11 protein-coding genes are annotated in these 17,990 nt (G+C 69.0%); 8 read left to right on the top strand and 3 right to left on the bottom strand.

Annotation, left to right across the window (positions count from 1 at the left end):
- Window positions 1–215: 215 nt before the first annotated feature.
- Window positions 216–1,154, bottom strand: coding sequence for a DNA-3-methyladenine glycosylase (locus K4S16_RS12935; protein ID WP_235036762.1), 939 nt, complete (start codon window positions 1,152–1,154; stop codon window positions 216–218).
- A 280-nt stretch (window positions 1,155–1,434) separates the two neighbouring features.
- Between K4S16_RS12935 and K4S16_RS12930 the strand changes: the two genes are divergently transcribed.
- From K4S16_RS12930 to K4S16_RS12885, 8 genes are all read left to right on the top strand, one after another.
- Window positions 1,435–2,298: a GON domain-containing protein gene (locus K4S16_RS12930; protein WP_149259143.1), complete on the top strand. Its 864-nt coding sequence runs from the start codon at window positions 1,435–1,437 to the stop codon at window positions 2,296–2,298.
- 188 nt (window positions 2,299–2,486) lie between these two features.
- Window positions 2,487–3,008: an RNA polymerase sigma factor gene (locus K4S16_RS12925; protein WP_149259142.1), complete on the top strand. Its 522-nt coding sequence runs from the start codon at window positions 2,487–2,489 to the stop codon at window positions 3,006–3,008.
- A complete protein-coding gene (locus K4S16_RS12920) occupies window positions 3,005–3,487 on the top strand; it encodes a hypothetical protein (protein ID WP_149259141.1) in 483 nt (160 codons plus the stop codon). Before K4S16_RS12925 ends, K4S16_RS12920 begins: the two co-directional genes overlap by 4 nt.
- A gap of 31 nt (window positions 3,488–3,518) precedes the next feature.
- A complete protein-coding gene (locus K4S16_RS12915) occupies window positions 3,519–3,893 on the top strand; it encodes a hypothetical protein (protein ID WP_149259140.1) in 375 nt (124 codons plus the stop codon).
- A gap of 779 nt (window positions 3,894–4,672) precedes the next feature.
- Complete coding sequence (locus K4S16_RS12905) at window positions 4,673–4,897, top strand: hypothetical protein (protein WP_149259138.1); 225 nt, start codon at window positions 4,673–4,675, stop codon at window positions 4,895–4,897.
- Window positions 4,894–5,307 carry a type II toxin-antitoxin system VapC family toxin gene (locus K4S16_RS12900; RefSeq protein WP_149259137.1) on the top strand — a complete coding sequence of 138 codons (414 nt, stop codon included), beginning with the start codon at window positions 4,894–4,896 and terminating at the stop codon, window positions 5,305–5,307. The genes K4S16_RS12905 and K4S16_RS12900 overlap by 4 nt, the downstream gene beginning before the upstream one ends.
- A 375-nt stretch (window positions 5,308–5,682) precedes the next feature.
- A complete protein-coding gene (locus K4S16_RS46920) occupies window positions 5,683–5,886 on the top strand; it encodes a transposase (RefSeq protein ID WP_149259136.1) in 204 nt (67 codons plus the stop codon).
- Window positions 5,880–6,227, top strand: a complete 348-nt coding sequence (locus K4S16_RS12885; protein ID WP_149259135.1) for a hypothetical protein — start codon at window positions 5,880–5,882, stop codon at window positions 6,225–6,227. The genes K4S16_RS46920 and K4S16_RS12885 overlap by 7 nt, the downstream gene beginning before the upstream one ends.
- 189 nt (window positions 6,228–6,416) lie before the next feature.
- On the opposite strand, the gene K4S16_RS12880 is transcribed toward K4S16_RS12885, so the two are convergent.
- Both K4S16_RS12880 and K4S16_RS46430 read right to left on the bottom strand, forming a co-directional pair.
- Window positions 6,417–6,758 carry a hypothetical protein gene (locus tag K4S16_RS12880; protein WP_149259134.1) on the bottom strand — a complete coding sequence of 114 codons (342 nt, stop codon included), beginning with the start codon at window positions 6,756–6,758 and terminating at the stop codon, window positions 6,417–6,419.
- A gap of 259 nt (window positions 6,759–7,017) precedes the next feature.
- The gene (locus K4S16_RS46430) at window positions 7,018–17,808 is read right to left on the bottom strand and encodes a LamG-like jellyroll fold domain-containing protein (protein WP_149259133.1); all 10,791 of its coding nucleotides are present in this window, start codon (window positions 17,806–17,808) and stop codon (window positions 7,018–7,020) included.
- Window positions 17,809–17,990: the final 182 nt, after the last annotated feature.

Raw genomic sequence — 17,990 nt, 5'->3', positions numbered from 1 at the left:
GTGCGACGGAAGAAGAGGCGGTGACCCCGGCTCCTCCGCTCGTCCCGCGCGGGAACGCTGCCACTGCGATCCCAAGGAAGAAGAGATGCTGTACGTACTCGGCCTGATCATCGCCCTCGCCGTCCTCGGCCCCCTCTTCGGCGCCGACAGCAGGGACGGCCTCGACTGGGCCCCCAACAACTTCTGGCTGCGCCGCCGGACGGCGCAGGCCCCGGTCAGAAGGACCGGTAGTCCCGGACAGGCAAGCGGGGGCCGCGCCTCGGCGGGTGCATCCCGGACGATTCCAGCAGCCGGGTGACCCGGTAGCGATGACCGGCGTAGGGCTCCAGCAGTTCGAGCATCCCGGCGTCGTCGACCTTGCGGCCCGCCAGCGCCCAGCCGACCAGGCCGGGCAGGTGGTAGTCGCCGACGGAGACGGCGTCGGGATCGCCCGCCGCGCGCTGCCTGACCTCGGCGGCCGTCCAGACGCCGATGCCCGGCAGCGACCGCAGCCGCGCCTCGGCCGGGTCCTCCTCCAGCCGCCGCGCGACCCGCGCCGCCCCGATGATCGTGCGGGCCCGGACGGCCTCCAGCCCGGACCGGTGCCACTCCCACGAGGGAATCCCGATCCAGACCTCCGGCGGCGGCGGAACCCGCATGTGCGGGGCGCCGGGCGCGGGCTGCCCGAATTTGCGCAGCAGGTAGGCCCACGCCCGCCACGCCTCCTGCCCGAGCACCTTCTGCTCCATCACCGCCGGAACGAGCGCCTCGAAGACGCGGCGCGTCCGGCCGATCCTCAGCCCAGGCCGCCTGAGGACCTGGTCGCGGAGGACGTCGTGCCGCGGGACGAACCCGTCCGGCTCGTCGGCGGCCCCCAGTAGTTCGGGCACCCCGTCGAGCAGCCATTCGGCGCCCGGCCCCCACGCCGTGGCCTCGACGGCGCCCCCGGCCCAGCGCAGGCGCAGCGTGCCGGGCCCGTCCGGAGTGTGGGACGCCCGCCAGACAGACCCGTCCCGCTCGATCCGGAACGCCGGATCGCGCGAGCCGCGCCGATGCGGCGCCAGCGCGTCGCGCAGATCCAGCGGCCACGGCGGCCGCCACTCCCGGACCCGGCCGGTGAGGCGCCCAGCGGTCGCCTCACCGGCCACCCCGGACGACGGTTCTGCAACGCTCAACGAGCCGACTCTCCCTGCTTGACGCACCCCACCGGTCCCGCCAGGCCCTTCCCTGACCTGCGCACCCCGGCGGTACCGGCCCCCAGTCTGCCACCCGCCCGGCGTCTCACTCTCTTCCGGGTGCAAAATATAGAATTCGTCATTTAACGGAATTCTCCTAGCTATTTCCGCAGAGGCTTTGCCCATTCCCTGTCGCCGCCATTGCCTCGGGGCTATTTCCAGTCCCGAAAGCGGTTGTTAATCTGCGGGACAGCACGACCTCTCAACAAAGGACGAATTCATGGCGAAAATTCCATTCCGGACATCAGTGGTCGCAGCGGCCGCATGCGCCGCCCTGCCCCTGGCCGGGACGATGACGGCGCACGCCCAGGCCCGCACCCAGGCGGCGGCCCTGTTCCAGAGCTGCCAGCAGATCCGCCAGCACGTCCCGAGCGCGCCGAACGGGATCTATCTGCTCTACAACGGCCAGAAGCTCTTCACGGTGTACTGCGCCGACATGGCGACGGCGCCGAAAGAGTACGTCATCCTCGCGAGGACCGGGCAGTCCGTCAATTACTCGCAGTACACCGCCGGCGGCGGGTCCCCCGGGACGAACGTCAGGACCCGGTTCACCCGGCTCCGCCTCGACCCGGCCACGTTCACCGTGGACATCGGCGACCTGAAGTACGCCTCGTCCACCGGGTCGCTCCAGCACGGCGGCACCACGACCGTGACCAGCATGCCCTACGCCGTCGCGATGTCGTGCACGTCCGCCCCTGACGGCCGGGCCAACATCGATCTCCGGAACACGGCCCTCAAGGTGGACAACACGTTCGGCACCAGCGGCCTCGGCGCCACCGGCACGGCGGACATCGACCCGACCGCGCAGGTGGTGAACCTGCAGGGCGGCGGCTTCTGCGGCTGGATCATGCCGACTCCGGTCCGCTACAACCCGTTCAACCCGAGCCCGGGGATGCCCAACCTCAAGCTGGACTGCGCCGCCCGGTCGAGGTTCTCCATCAGTCTCAACCTCTGCCTCAACCTCACCCAGGCGGCGAGGAACTCGGTGCGGGTGAGCCGGCAAGGCGACCGCCAGGTGGTGCGCCAAGGCGGCCGCCCGGTCGCGGAGCTGGGGCTCGACGGACGGGTCCGCTCCGTCCGCTGACGCCCGAACCCGGAGACCGCCTCGCAAGCACCCCGCGAGGCGGTCTTCCGCCGTCCTGCCTCAAGGCTCCGCGAAGAGCCGGCGCCCGCCTGTGGCGAAGCCGCGGCGACCGGTGCCATCGTCGGAGATCGACTCCCCGTGAACCGCGCGGCCCTGACGGGCGACTGTGCAGGGGACGGGAGGACGAGATGGACGATGAGCTACTGGTGATCCGCTGCCAGCTCGGAGAGCGGGACGCCTTCACCGAGTTGGTGAGCCGCTGGCACGCCCCGGTGTGGACGTTCGTCCGGCGGATGCTGGACGCCGGGCGCGCGGACGACGTGGCCCAGGAGGTCTGGGTCGCGGTACTGCGGGGCCTGCCGCGGCTGGCCGACCCCGGCCGGTTCGCGCCCTGGCTGTTCACCATCGCCCGGCGTGCCGTCCTCGACCGGCTCCGCCACGAGTACGCGGTCGCCGAGACACCCGGCGCCGCGCAAGCGCCCCTCGACGACCCGGCCGAAGGGGTCGTGGACCGCGCTGACCTGGTCGACGCGCTGGCGACACTGCCTCCCCCCGAGCGGGAGATCCTCATCCTGTTCTACCTGGAGGACCTCTCGGTCGCGGACTGCGCGCAGATCTGCGGGATCCCGGTCGGCACGGTCAAGTCCCGCCTGCACCGCGCGCGCCGCCTGCTGCGTGAGCACCTGACCGGAAAGGGAGATCAGTCATGAACGAAGAACCGCACGCGTCTCCGGACGACATGCTCGACCGGTTGGACCCGATGCTGTCACGCGGCCGGCGGCTGCGCGGCATCGGCGCCCTGCTGTCGGGGCTGACCGGGGCGGCATTCCTCACCGCGCTGTGGACCACCGAACCCGGCCCGCTCCCCGACCGCACCCGGCTCTCGTTCGCGCTGCTCATCCTGGTGTGCCTGGCCTGGACGGTCTTCGGCATCTGGACGATCACGCGGCGCGCCCCGCTGTTCGCACTCGACCGGGTGGTCGCCGCCTGGCTCGCCCTGACCGCCGCGCTGCTCACCGGAACCGTCACCACCACGCTGGCCGCCGTCCGCGGCCGGGGCCTGCTCCCCGCCGTGGCGGCGAGCGCGGCCCTCATCGCCCTCACCGCCCTGCTCACCGTCCGAGCCCGCGCACGCCGCACCGCCCTCCTACGCCGGAAGGCGGAACTCACCACATCAGACCCGCAATGACCGCACCTCCGGCAACGCCTCAGCGGACTGCTTGGGCGTCGCGAACGACGCCGCGGAGTTCTCCCTGTGGTTGTCTCCGCGCATCCTGCGAAATGTCGACCGGATCCTCGTGGAGCCCTTCAAATGGGAGGAAGCAAAGGCCGGCGCGTACCTGACCGCGCTGGTGGCCATCGCGGAGCACAGCGAAGGCGATGTCGTCGAACCGCCTCGGACGGTCCATGACTGCTCCCACCACGAGGACAACCTGATCCTCGACCTCGTGGCCGAAGTCGGCGCCCTGCTGGTCGTCAGCAACGACGTGGACCTGATCTCCATGTCGCCATGGCGCGGCACCCCGATCGTCACCCCGGAAGTCTTCCGGCAGAAGGTGGACGGCATGCGACGCCACGCCCGACGCCGCCACTGACCGAAGCGGTGGCCTCCGCGCGGAGAGGACGCGTGTCCGCCCTCGTCATGCCGCGGGCCGACGCACGGCCGCCATCCTGCTACCCGAGGGGGTCAGGTGCGCAACAAGCGGCGGGCGATCCACGCGCGGTGGCCATACCGGGCACCGAAGCATGTACCGGCCGCCCACAATGCCAATCCCGCGACTGCGACTTGCCCAGGGGGGCGCGGGTCGGTAGGGGGCACCGTCCTTCCCCTGGAATGGGCCTTTGACACTGTGAACGTCTCGCCGGTCGCGGGGGCGCTCCCGGCCGCCGAGGTCGCGGCGGTCAGCATGCGGCCGCCGTGGTCATACGTGAACGTCCGGTCGGCGGTCGACACGTCGGCCCCCATCCCCGACCGGCTGGCCACCCGACCGACGTCGTCATAGCCGGTCGTGACGGTCACGCCACCCGGGCAGGGTGCCGCGGACGGGACGGCCGGCGGCGTCATAGGTGACGGTGGACGTGCGGTCACCGGTGGTCGTGTAAGTGGCGGTGGCCGGTTCGAGGACGGGTCCAGGATCAGACGCCCAAGCACGCCCGGGCTTGCCACAGTGCTCGGTGGCCGGTTCTGACGGCAGCGGCGACGGCAACACCAGCGCACGACGCTTCCCGCTGCACTCATTCAATCACCGGGCGGCGGCCGTCCCACCGGTCGCCAGCGTGGGTTCCCTCGTCCCGTTCTCGGCCGTGGACCCGCATGGCAGCCGCCGGACCACCACGCCATGGTTGCATGCAGACTGCATGCTAGAATGCCGGCATGGGAGTGATACAGATCCGGGACGTCCCCGACGAGACCGAGCGGACGTTGAAGGCGCGGGCCGAGCATGAGGGCAAGTCACTGACCGCCTACCTACGGGACCTGCTGAACGAGGAGGCGTCTACCCCGACGCTGGACGAGGTGATGGCCACGATCGCCACCGATGAGCCCGTGCCCTACGACCCTGACTTCGTCCGGGAGACCATGCGCGAGGGACGCCGGTGAGCCTGGTGGTCGACGCCTCGATCGTCTTCCGCCTGCTGGCCAACGTCAAAGGCGACGACCTCCTTCGGCAGCGCCTGGCCCGCAAGCTTCACGCCCCAGCGCTGATCGACGTGGAGATCGCCTCGGTAGTGCGCGGGCACACGATCACCACCAAGCCGGAGGTACGCATCTCCGAGGCGCGGGCCCAGATCATGCTGGAGCGTTACGCACAGCTCAAAATCGTCCGCCACCCCATGCTGCCCCTGCAGCGGCGTGTCCTTGAGCTACGCAACAACCTCACCGCCTATGACGGCCTGTACGTGGCCCTCGCCGAACTACTGGGGATACCCCTGCTCACCGATGACGCCAAGTTCGCCGGCTCCGCAGGACATCGTGCGGAGATCCACCGCTACCCACCACCTCAGGTGTGAAGCAGGGCCGCGCGGTGGGCCACCCGGCCGAAACCCGCCCGAGGAGTACCTGAAGGAACACCAGGTCAGGGAGGAGCAGCGGTGACGAGTTTCCTCAGGTGGAGCGAGGTCCGCGGCGACGTAGTCGCAGCGGCGGGCGGCGAGGAAGCCGTTGCCGAGGCCCGCAAGCGCAACCAGGCCTACATCGACGGCCATCGGCTCGCCGAACGCAGAGTCCCAGACCAACGTGGCCGACAAGATGGGCGTGACCAAGAGCCGCGTCTCCCAGAACGAATGCGGCGAGGATTCCACCGTCGGTGCCATCGCCCGCTACGTCCAAGCCCTCGGCGGCCGATCCAGATCCCCGAGCCCTGAGAGCTGGAAGGGTGAGGGGCTATGGCGCCCCCGAGGAAGTACTCCGCTGAGCTGCGTGAACGCGCGGTCCGTATGCTCTGTGAGCTGCGTGAGCAGACAGGTGAGAGGACCGGCACGATCGCCCATGTCGCCGACCAGCTCGGGGTGCACGGTGAGGCGTCGCGGACCTGGATCAGGCAGGTCGAGGTCGATGGCGGGTGGCGGTGTGGTGGCGGGTCTTGGTGACGTTGGCGGTGGTGCCGTCGGGCTGCTCGGCCACCGATCGCACCGTCGGCGGCGCCTCCGATCGCGCCGACCGCGGCGCCCTTGGTTGCGGCGCCCGCGGCGCCCGACCAGCTGCAGCCGCCCGAGCGTTCATGGCAGGTCAGGCCGTAGTCGATACCGCCGGTCGCGCCACCGGACAAACCACCGACAGCGGCGCCTTCCAAAGCGTCCGTGGCCAGGCGGGGCAAGACCTTCCCAAGGGCGGACTGGGCGAGCCTGCCACCCAGACTCCCCCCGATCGCGCCTCCCACGGCGCCGCCGATACCGCCGATCAGCATCGTCTTGCCGAAGGACTCGGCTGAACAGGCGCCCTCCTGGCCCTTCATGCATTTGGCGCCCTGGTCGATGGCGCCGCCCACCATGCCGGCGAGCATGCCGCAGCCGGTCAGGGGCTTCTCTACATCTGAGGGGACTCCGTCAACTTGCGATCACGCTTTATCAACCGCCCCACCCCTGAATGACCCAAGGACAGGGGTGGCCAGATTGAGCGATTAGCGCCAGGGAGAAGGTGGCTTACGTCCCCGTTCCACCAGAAACCATATTAGTGCCTGCGCTACTATGTGCCCGTGATCGTCCGCATCGAGTAGGTCGGCGCCACGCCGCTGTTCCTCCTCGCCCCGAAGCCTCTCCACATCCTTGCATTGCCGCTCACCTTCAAGATCGCTTATCTTGTCGGCAAACACCGTGATGTCCTCATCGGCCATGTCGGCGCGCAGTGCGATCAGATATCCAAGGTCATGCCAAGCCCCTGTCGAGACGAACATCATCTGCCGTGCTCGCGACGCGGCACTTTCCCCGTCGTCACGAGAGAGGGACATGAGCGCCAACTTCACCGCAGTCGCACGGTAGTAATCCCGTGAAGAAGCGTCGTCAAGCACCGGGAACTTCGCAGAATAGTCCCCCAGTCTCGCAAGATCATCTACAACTGACTCCCCAACACGATATCCGCGGATCACCGAGTCAAGAACGTTCCCAATTTCTTCACCATCCGCGAATGAGACAGAAGCAAGCCGACGCGAACAGCAAAGCCCGAATACTGCAACCGACCTATCCGATGCCAACAGGTCGAACCGTGGAATTTTCTGCACTGAACTACCGGCCTTCCCGGCGCACCATGAGGCGATACTGCGAATGATTTATTCGATTTGAGTTGCGAGCACCGATGTCGCTCTTGACCAAATTGAATGGCGACCCTTGGAGACCGTAAAAACATTCAAAGCACATGTTCGTGGATGATCCCACCTCAACTGGCTCGTACCCGTTCAGCCGCATCTCTCTGGCCAAGGTCTCTTCCGCATGACCGGGACCGCTAATGTACCGCTCGCTAGGAGACAGTGGCGAACTGCCGCCCGCCTTCGGGTCCCATTCGCGTGGCAACCCGAACCGTTCGGTTGCGACCCACGTCTCCGGGGGAGCGTTTGGCTGGCCGCTTGGCCGCACCTTCGCGACGCCCACCGTAGATTCGGGGTTCGCGCGGGTCTGATGCAAAGCGATTGCTCGATCGAGCGTCTCACCTTCGCAGTTGTGGACGAGTACTGGGGTGGTGCCTGCTTGTACATAGTAGGTGTGGAGGTTGTTGATGGTGAGGTCGTAGGTGACCTGGGTGGCGGTGTAGTGGCGGGTCTTGGTGACGGTGGCGGTGGTGCCGTCGGGCTGCTGGAGCTTGTCGCCCGGCTTGATGTGCGCGGCGTCGACGAACGCCGACTGGGTGATGTCGTAGAACGGGTGGGTGCCGGTGGTGGTGAGCTTGGCCGGAGGGCCGCGACCCGGGTGACCGGCCGCGATGGTCAGGTCGACGAACTCGTGGTCGGTGCGGGTCACGATGACGCGCTGCACGGTATGAGCCTCGTTGCGGCCGCCGGGAACCGAGGCCAGCACCTTGTCCCCGGCCCTGATCTTGCTGATCGGCTTGGCCGAGCCGTCCGCCAACAGCACAGGGGTCGGCGCGGTGAAACTGTGGCACTTGCCGCGGAACAGGCGGCCGCCGATCGCGCCGCCGGCGGCGCCTCCGATCGCGCCGACCGCGGCTCCCTTGGTTGCGGCGCCCGCAGCGCCCGACCAGCTGCAGCCGCCCGAGCGTTCATGGCAGGTCAGGCCGTAGTCGATACCGCCGGTCGCGCCACCGGACAGGCCACCGACAGCGGCGCCTTCCAAAGCGTCCGTGGCCAGGCGGGGCAAGATCTTGCCAAGGGCGGACTGGGCGAGCCTGCCACCCAGACTCCCCCCGATCGCGCCTCCCACGGCGCCGCCGATACCGCCGATCAGCATCGTCTTGCCGAAGGACTCGGCTGAACAGGCGCCCTCCTGGCCCTTCATGCATTTGGCGCCCTGGTCGATGGCGCCGCCGACCATGCCGGCGAGCATGCCGCAGCCGGCGGCTCCGACGACCGCGCCCACTCCGCCCGTGGCGGCGCCGAGGGCGGCTTCGCAGCCGATGAACGTGACGGTCGACAGTGCGATCGATGCGATCGCGGCGCCATGATGCTGGACGAACGTGGCGGTGGTGTGGACCGCTTTCTGCATCCTGCTGACGGCGTACTTCCCGAGGTTGTACGCCTCGTTGAACTTGTTGATGGCGCGCGCCTTGGCCGCCGCGGCCGCTTTCCGTGCCCGGGCGGCGGCGCGTTTGGCAGCGGCCTTCCAGCGGATCTCCTGCTGACGGATCTGACGGTAGGCGTCGCGGATCTCCTGGGTCCAGACCTGGAGCTGGTGCTCAAAGGCCCGGGCGGCTGCGGAGACGGCGCTGCGGACGTGGCGGTTGACCCAGGAGAGTCCCTGGCGGACCTTGTCGTAGCCGGACTGGATGTGGTGCCACACAGGCTGGATGACGTGGCGATTGATCGCGCTGGCGGCTTTGCAGACCAGGCCGAAGCCGCCCCAGCAATGGCCGGTGGGGTCGGTGCCGAGGAGGGGGTTGCCACCGACGTAGGCGAACGGGTTGGCCTGGTTCGGGTCCGGGACGGGATCGAGGACGACGGTGTCCTTGTTCTGGAACTGGCCTACGGCGGGGTTGTACCAGCGGGCGGCCATGTTGACCTTGCCCGTGGTGTCGTCGGTCCACCCGGACTGGTAACCCAACCGTCCGGACATGGTGGTGCTGTTGGTGGCGTTGCCGAGAGGGTCATAGGTGGTCGAGCCGGTGAGGGCGGTGCCGGAGGATGTGAAGTTGCCGACCACGTCATCGTGCTGGTCGAGGTAGGCCAGGACGCCGTTGCCGCCCGCGGGGGTGCCGATGCCGACGAGCGCGTCGTCCGGCGTCCGGGTGTAGGTGTTGGTGCCGTCGGACGCGAGGGTGTTACCGGTGCCGGTATAGGAGAAGTTCCGGCTGGGGGTGGCGGTGGACTCGGCGGTGACCACGCGGCCGAGGGCGTCGGTGATGTAGGTCTGGGTGCCGGCGGGGGCGGCGACGGTGGCCTGCTGGCCGTAGGCGTCGCTGGTGGCGGTGAGGGTTTGGGTGGGGGTGGTCTGCGTGGAGAGGGTTCCGCGGGCGGTGTAGGTGTAGCTGTTGGTGCCGTCGGAGGTCAGCTGGTCTCGGGCGTCGTAGGTGTAGACGTCGGCGCCCACGCGGGTGCGGTTGCCGGAGTCGTCGTACTCGTAGGGGGTGACGGTGGTGCCGTTGTCCCAGCTGGTGAGGCGGTTCGCCCAGTCATAGGCGTAGGTGTTCTGGACGGTGCCGCCGAACCCGGTGGTGGTCTTGGACGTCTCGTTGCCGTTGTCGTCGTAGCCGTAGGTGATCGAGGCGATGGCGGTGCCGTCCGGCTTTTTCAGAGTGTCGCCGGTGAGACGGTGCAGATGGTCGTAGGTGTAGGCGCGGGTGTTGCCGCCTGTGCCGTAGGCGATGGAGGTGAGCTGCGACATGTCGTCGTAGCCGTAGGTGAGGGTGGTGCCGGTGGCCGGGTCCGCGAGTGTCGAGAGCCGGTCGGCGACGTCGTAGGTGTAGGTGGTCGTCCCGGCAGCGTCGGTGCGCGAGGTGGGCAGGCCGTCGTCGTTGTAGGCGAACGAGCCGGCGCCAGCCGAGCCGGACGCGGTGAGCAGCTGTCCCCGGTCGTTGTAGGTGAACGTCTCGCTGGTGGCGGGGGCGCTCCCGGCCGCCGAGGTCGCGGCGGTCAGCATGCGGCCGTCGTGGTCGTAGGTGAACGTCCGGTCGGCGGTCGGCGCGTCGGCCCCCGTCCCCGACTGGCTGGTCACCCGGCCGACGTCGTCGTAGCCGGTCGTGACGGTCACGCCACCGGGCAGCGTGTTGCGGACGGGACGTCCGGCGGCGTCATAGGCGACGGTGGACGTGCGGTCATTGGTGGTCGTGTATGTGGCGGTGGCCGGTTCGAGGACGGACTCGGGCTTGTTCCACGTGTTGTAGCCGTAGATCCAGGAGTTGCCGCGTCCGTCGGTGTAGCGGGTGCGGTTGCCGGCCGCGTCGTAACCGAACGATGTTGTGATCGAGCGGGTGTCGTCGACGGGCTGCACCTCGGACGTGATCCGGCCGAGGGAGTCGCGGATGAACCTGGTCTTGTGCCCGTTGGCGTCGGTGGCCGACCAGAGCCGTCCCATGGCGTCGTAGGTGGCCGCCGTACTGGTCAGCGTGGTCGATCCGTCGGTGTCCCGTTGGATGACGCGCTTGGGGTCGCCGTACCGGGTGAGCCGCCAGATGGTGGAGGTGCCGTCCGGATTGGTCATCTTGACCTTGCGGCCGTACAGGTCGTACCCGTACCGGGTCTGGTTTCCTGCGGGGTCGGTGACCGCCTCCACCTCGCCGACGTTGTCGTATCGGTACTGGGTGGTGGCGCCCTCGGGGGTGGTCTCGGACGCGAGGAACGCACCGCTCGGATTGTCTGAGGATGCGGTGTAGGAGTACGTGGTGGTGGCCGCGACCGGGGACGGGCGGCGCTCCAGCGTCGTCTCGGTGAGTTTGCGGCCCAGGTGGTCGTAGGTGAACTGGGTCTGCGCGCCGGTCGGTGAGGTGGTCGAAAGGACCTCGCCGTTGGTGTCATGGACGGCTTTGGCGACTCCGTCGGACGCGTCGGTGACCGTGGAGACGTCTCCGAGCTGGTTGTAGGCGAGGTGGGTGATCTTGCCGAGCGGGTCGGTGACGTCGGTGACGTTGCCGTCGTCGTCGTAGGCGCGGGTCGTGACGGCGGTGATCTCGTTGGTCTCGCCGGGCGGGGTGTAGCCGGGCAGGGTGGTGCCCGTCTGCTGTCCGGCGGCGTCGTAGGCGATGGTGGTGACGTTGCCGTCGGGATCCTGCGTCTCGGTCCGGGCACCGAAGGTGTCGTAGCCGATCATCGAGACGGGGTGCGCGGCGACCGGGGTGCCGCCGCCGGTCTCGGTGTTCACGGTCGGGGCGGTGACGACCACCTGGCGGCCGGCCTCGTCGTAGGTGAAGTGGGTGGACTGGCCGTTCGGATCCACCATCGAGGTCGGCAGGCCCCGGGTGTCCAGCTTGTATTTGGTGACGGCCGTGGTCCACGACGCGACTGTCCCGCCGGTGCGGCCCTTGCCGTACAGCGTGGAGACGTCGCCGGCCGACAGGGCCCGGTTGTAGATCTGGACGTTGGAGATGGAACCCTTGAACAGGTCGGCGGCGGCGCCGTTCAGCTGGGCGCGGCCGATCGCCAGCGGGCCGGAGGCCGCCACGGGGGCCGAAGTCGTGGACGTACCCTGAGCCGTCCCGTCCACGTAGAGCGTCATCGCCCCGGTGCCGGAGTCGAACACGCCGACCAGGTGGGCCCACGTCCCGGCTGACGGGGCCGCGCTGGACAGCGCACTGCTCGCGGCGCCCTGCATGGCGAAGGCCCACCTGTCATTGGCGGCGTCATATTGCAGCCGGAAGCCGCTGGCCGAGGTGTCGTCCTGGGACACGGCCGTCTGGAGCCCGGTGCCGCCGGTCGCGGCCAGGTCCACCCAGGCCGATACCGAGAAGCTCTGCGAGGCGTCGATGACCGGGCCGTTGGTGGCGATCTCCTGGCCCGTGGCGCCGCCGAACACGGCCGCGTCGTCGTTCCAGGTCACCTCGGAGGCGTGGGCGGCGTTCCCGGTTCCCGAGGAGTCCGTGACCATGGCGCCGGAGGTCTGGTCGAGCTTCCACCAGCCGACCGGGTGGCCGGGATCGTCGGCCTTCAGGGTCTCGCTGGTCATCCGGCCCAGCGGGTCATAGGTGTAGGAGGTCGACGCCGGCCACTCGCCAGGAGCCTCGTCGGTCGTGCTCTCGACCTGGTCGTCGGGGGTGTAGGAGATGGTCTGCCTGCGCGCCACCCCGGACGGATCGACCGTGGTGGAGGTGATCCGGTCCGCGGCGTCCATGGTCTGCGTGGTGACGGTCGCGCCGTTGTTCGTGACCTGCTGGACCGGGTTGCCCGCCGCATCATAGGTGGTCGAGCGTTCGACGAAGGGGTCGGCGCCGCTGGAGTCGGTGCGCGTGACCGTCGCGACGAGGCCGTTGTCGGCGTAGGTGTAGGACGTGGTGTTGCCCATCGAGTCGGTCAGCGAGGCCAGCCGACCGGCCGGGTCGTAGGCACGGGAGGACTCCACGAGGTCATGTGCGTCCTGCGGATCGTTCGGGTCGCCCGTGTAGTTCTTGAGGGTCTGCGTGAGTTGCTGCCCGTCCGCGTTGTAGGTGTAGGCGGTGGTGATGCCGCGCGGGCTCTTCTCCGTGGCCTTGTTGCCGTAGGCGTCGTAGGTGAACTCGGTGACCCTGTTCAGGGGGTCGGTCTGGGACGTGACCTGGCCGTGGGTGTTGTAGGCGGTGGACGCGGTTCGGGATGCGTCCCCGCCCGTGAGGTCGCTGACGGTCGTGGATGTGACGTCGCCGTTGGCGTTGTAGACCGACGTGGTCTTCCGGGTGTGCACGGCGCCGGTCACGCGGTTGGTGACAGGCGGGTCGGTCTGGGTCAGGACCTGGCCCAGCTTGTTGTAGGTGTAGGACGCCGTCAGGCCGTCGGGATAGGTGTCGGACACCTCGGTGGTGGTCAGGATGCGTCCGAGGCCGTCGTAGGTGAAGCTGGTGATCTTCCCGGCGGCGTCGGTGACCGAGGCGACGTCGCCGGTGTGGAAGTAGCCGATGGTGTTGGTGGCCCCGCCGGGCGACACCGTCTTGTAGGGGAGCCCGGCCGGTGCGAACCCGGAGTCGGCGGCGGCGACCGTGGTCCCGTCGGTGTAGGAGATCGTTGTCGTACGGCCGTCGGGGAAGCCCGCCACCGGCGGCGTCGTCACCGAGGTGCGGTTTCCGGCGTCGTCGTAGGTGTAGGACGTCTTGTAGGTGTCATCGGACGGCCCGGACGAACGGCCGTCGCGGATGGTGGCGACCAGGTCGTTCTTCGGGTCGGGTGTCAGCTGCGTACTGGTGTCGTCGGGCAAGTACGTCGTGTACGTCGTCGAGCACTTGTGGGCGGCCTGGTCCTGGCAGGTGGTCTCGGAGACGGGGTTGCCGCGCACGTCGTGCCCGGTCGTCTTCACGTTGCCGTTGGGGTCGGTGACGGTGTGCAGGTAGCCACCGGAGTCGTAGCCGAAGGTCGTCCGGTGGCCGTACTCGTCGGTCTGGGAGATCGCGCGGTTCCCGTAGGCCGGGTCGTACTGGTACACCAGCGTCTTGCCGCCCGGGTCGGTGAGGTTGAAGGTCGTCGTGGGCGCGAGGCCGCGCGAGTTGCGGCCCGCGGCGTAGTGCCGGACGACGTCCTCGCCGGACAGCTGCGAGTGGTAGAAGGCGAAGTCGGCGATCGACCCGGTGAAGTACCCGGTGGTGTCGACCGGGTGGGACGGCCAGTGGCCGCCGGAGATGCCGGCGCCGACGTACACGTAGTTGACTCCGGTCGTGGCCAGCGGCGCGCTCAGTGATCCTTGGGCGACGCCGTCCAGGTAGAGGGTCTGGGCGTTGGTCCCGGCGGCCAGGGCCACGTGGTGCCAGACGCCGTCGTTGACCTTCTGCCCGGAGGCCAGGACCTCGGTGGTTCCGTCGGTGTCCCAGAACTTGCCGTGCACCTTGCCGTCGGTGCCGATGTACAGGGCGGGGACGTAGTTCCCCGCGACGGGGCCGACCGGTTCGGACTCCTCATCGAACAGGACACCGCCCGCGGTGCTGCCCACCGGGACCTTGAACCACATCTCGATCGAGCCGGGCGATGTCTGCACCTGGTCGTCGAGCGGCAGCCGGACGATGGAGGTGGTGCCGTCGAACGCGGCCGCGGTGGCGTCGTCGAACGGCCCGTCCGCCCCCAACGTGACGTTCGAGTACTCGGCCGGCGTGGAGTTGATCTCTCCGATGGCCCGGGCCGCGCCCGCCGCCTCCCCGAAGCGGTAGTAGGACGCGGGCTGCGATCCGAGTACGGCGGCCCGGTACACCTGGGACGAGCCGGTGACCGTGGGCGCCGCCACGTTCCACGAACCGCCGTTCTCGTCGGTGACATGCGTGACCGTGCTGGTCAGCGGGTCATAGGAGACCGTCGCATGGCTGTCCCCGGACGGCTTGGTGATCGAATTGAGCAGACTCGTCGGCTTCGTCCCGGAGTGGTACAGGGCTTCGACGTCGGCTTTGACAAGGGGCTCACCGAACAACGCCACATCTGACATTGAGCCGTTGAAGTAGGTGCCGTAGACGGTGTACGACGAGGTGCTGTAATGCGGCTGGTCGGGCCATTTCCAACCGAGGTAGCCGGTGCCCAGGTAGTGGTGCCGGAACGATGTCGGTTGGTAGTTGAAGTCGTAGGACGTCGCGCCCGCCCCGGTGGCGACCTTGGCACCGTCCAGCCACATCGTCTGCTCGGTGGGCGAACCCGACAGGACGACGTGGTGCCAGGCGCCGTCCGCTACGGACCCAGAGGTGCTGAGGGGGTTCGGGCTCTCACCGTCCCACCAGAACGTGCCCTTCAGCTTCCCGTCCGTCCCGATGTAGAGGGCGGGGGTGAAGTTGCCTTGGGTGTTGCTGGCCTTGATCTCCTTGTCGGAGTAGGACAGCAGGACGCCGGGGCCCTGGGACGTCTTGAACCACATCGACACCGACTCGGTGGTGGACACGCCCATGTGCAGGTCGGGCAGGCCCACCTTGGACGACGTGCCGTTGAACCCGGCGGCGGTCGCCGTGCTACCGGTCAGCGGGCCGGGCTGGCCGAGCGTCACGTTGGAGTAGGTCCCGTTGTCGGTGCCCTCGTTGACGAGCACCGCGCTCGCCGCCGTCGTCCCCGACGTCTCCGCCAGCGGCCAGTACGACGACGCGCCCTGGTCGAGCACCTGCTCACGATGGGGTGAAGCGGTCTGGTAGCCGTACCGGGTGCAGTCCGGGGCCGTGTCCTCCGGGGAGCACACGGACGAGAGCCGATCAGCTGTGTAGGAGTAGGTCCAGGTTTGCGCGGTCGAGGCGTCGCCCGGGGTGGAGGGGTCGGTGGCCACGGTCGCGACATGCGGCGCCGTGGCGCCCGTCGGCGTCGACCAGGTCAGGTGCAGTGACCGGCCGGACGCCGACGACGTCATCGTCGTAACGTGCCCGGACGCCCAGGTGAACGTCACCGTCCGTCCGGCGGCGTCGGCGACCGAGGTGATGCCGTACCCGCCGGAGCCGAGCGCCTGCCCGAAGGTGTAGACGGTGTCGTTCTTGTCGGTCAGCCGGTAGCCGCCGGTGATCGCGGTGAACGTCGCGAACCGCCCGGACGGCGGGCTGAACGAGCCGTCCGGGTTCTTGCCGAAGCCGACGGTGGCTCCGTTCGGATAGGCGACCGCGACGCTCCGGACGGCGCCCGAAGTCGTGTACCTCTCGGTGGCCTTCGCGTCGAACACACTCGACCAGCCCGTCCCGAACCCGCCGGACGTGCGCGTGTCGCGCGAGTTGTAGTCGCGGACGACCGCCAGGCTCGGCCCGACCGTCGTCACGTTCGCGTCCGTCGCGGTCGAGGTGTAGTTCCCGATCGCGGGATCGAAGTCGTGGTCGTTGTTCTGCGCCAGGCTCGACGTGATCGCCGGCTGCGGAACGCTCACGACCAGCTGGTTCAGCGTCGGCGCCGGCGAATAGTTGGTCCCGTCGTAGGCGACCGCACCCCAGTAGTAGGTATGGCCCCATTTCAACTTGCCGGAGGGCACCTGCCAGGTGACCGTCGACGACGTCGCCGACGCGCTGATCAGCCCTGAGTCGGCGACGGCGTTCGACTCGGTGTCGAGAACCTGGAACCGGTACTTGATCGTGACGGGAAGGTTGGGGTCGCGGGCGCCCCAGGTTGTCAGCTGCGGAGTCAGAGTATGCGCGTGGTGCCCGCTCGGCGGGATCTGCCCATACACCTGCGGGAGCATCGCGCCGGTGTAGGTGAGGAACAGTACGGGCGTGCCGGTCGGAGCGAAAGCGGTGTTGAACTGCTTCCAGTGCAGGCTGTCGGACGTCGAGGCGTAGAGGGCGAGTCCGTAGTCGTCGCCGCCGCCGGCCCAATTGTTGAACGTGGCGGTCGACAGGTTCACCGTGACCTCGTCGCCCACGGTCCGGTCGGCACCGGTGTTGGCGCAGGCGTGCGGGACGTTGGGCGTCGTGCTGCCGATCGAACCGCCGTGCGAAGGCCCGGGATAGGAGACGACCTTCGACGGCGACCAGTCCTCGGTGACGGCCGCGACGTCGAACCGCTCGGCCGTGCACGTGGCCGCCCAGGTGTCGAAAAGCCGGAGCTGCGCAGCGGAGACGGTCACCTGCGAACCGTCGATCCCGGCGCGGGGGAACTTCAGGAACGAGTTGGCACTGTGCGGGCCGGCGTCCCAGGAGCCGACCTTGATGGTCTCCTCCACCGAATGGTCGCCAGGGTCGATGCCCGACTCGGCATAGGTGGTCGACCACGTGAAGAGGTTGTTGTACGACGGGTCGACGGTCACCGGGAACACGCGCTCCGGCGCGTGCAGCCACTTCTCGTCCAACCTCACGGTCAGCGCGGGCTTCCCGTCGACCTCGGTCAGCTCGTAGGTGACGGCATGCGTGCTCGCCCCTTCCCCCGACCGCTTGTCGATCTTGGAGTCGAACGCGTACCCGGCGGGAATGCGGCCGGCGGTCTTGCCCGAGCCGTCCACCAGCTCGATCGACCCGTCGGCGGCCTTGCGCAGCTTGAGGCCCCGCAGCTTCAGCGGGAACACCCACACGTTCCCCGCATCCGCCGACCGCAGGACGATCGATTCCTTCAGACCGGTCGCGGTCGGCCACATCGACAGGTCCGTGGCCGGGAGCACGCCCGAATAGGTGACCACGGAGCCCGACACGGTCGGGGTGACCGATGCCGCGCCCTGCAGCGCGTACGCCAGCCGCCCTCCGTCACCGCCGTCCACCTGGGCCAGCCGCCCGTCGGACGCCCTGGGCGCGAAGCTGACCCCCAGCGAGTTGGCCCGCTCATGCCAGCGCTGGTCGTCACCCTTCCGGACGGTGGTGTCGATCGGCTGCCAGCCGCCGCTCCCGTCGCGGTAGTTGATCGGCCCCTGCGCCAGCTTGCGCGTGTGGGAGCCGTCGGCATTGCGGTAGTAGTCGGTCGTCGCCGTGGACTTCGACGCCACCCGGCGACTGGTGCTCTCGGCGAACCCGACCTGTCCGTGGCCGCTGCGCCCCTTCGGGACTCGCCGCGACCCGGGCTTGAAGGCCGGAAGCTCGCCCTTGCCGTGACCCGGCTTGCGGCCAGCGCCCGATCCGGCCCGCGTCGTTGCCGCAGGGGCCGAGTGCGACCGTCCGGCCGCCGTCCCGGACTTCTGCTTCGGCAGCCGTCCCCAGTGCGGAACGGGCTCGCCGGTCAGCCATCCGAACATCCCGCTGACGCCGGCGAAGGAGACCTCGGGCATCCCCTCGCTCGCGAGGGCGGGCTGCTCGGTGGCCATCAGCACCAGGGCGACGCACATGAGGATCGCGGTGCGCCGGGCGGTCGCGCTCCGGCGGAGCGACCGCAACACGGTGGCCCCGTACCGGGACCGCGGAACGACCCGGGAGCGATGGCGGCGGAGCGTAAGGCGGTGCAGGACCCCGCCCGCATACGCGCCTGCAGCGGCGGCGAGGCCGAGAACGGAACAGACGATCACGATGCCCAGGAGCTGGGAACTCGGCACCGACCACCGGCCTCTCCTGAAGTCGACGC

Source organism: Actinomadura sp. K4S16, assembly GCF_008327685.1.
Classification (GTDB): Bacteria; Actinomycetota; Actinomycetes; order Streptosporangiales; family Streptosporangiaceae; genus Spirillospora.
The sequence above is the reverse complement of the archived record's forward strand: the minus strand, read 5'-3'. Positions and strand labels throughout refer to the sequence as shown.

Coding starts and splice junctions, on each gene's coding strand:
- K4S16_RS12930 (WP_149259143.1), top strand. CDS start 1,435: ATGGCGAAAATTCCATTCCGGACATCAGTGGTCGCAGCGGCCGCATGC.
- K4S16_RS12925 (WP_149259142.1), top strand. CDS start 2,487: ATGGACGATGAGCTACTGGTGATCCGCTGCCAGCTCGGAGAGCGGGAC.
- K4S16_RS12920 (WP_149259141.1), top strand. CDS start 3,005: ATGAACGAAGAACCGCACGCGTCTCCGGACGACATGCTCGACCGGTTG.
- K4S16_RS12905 (WP_149259138.1), top strand. CDS start 4,673: ATGGGAGTGATACAGATCCGGGACGTCCCCGACGAGACCGAGCGGACG.
- K4S16_RS46920 (WP_149259136.1), top strand. CDS start 5,683: ATGGCGCCCCCGAGGAAGTACTCCGCTGAGCTGCGTGAACGCGCGGTC.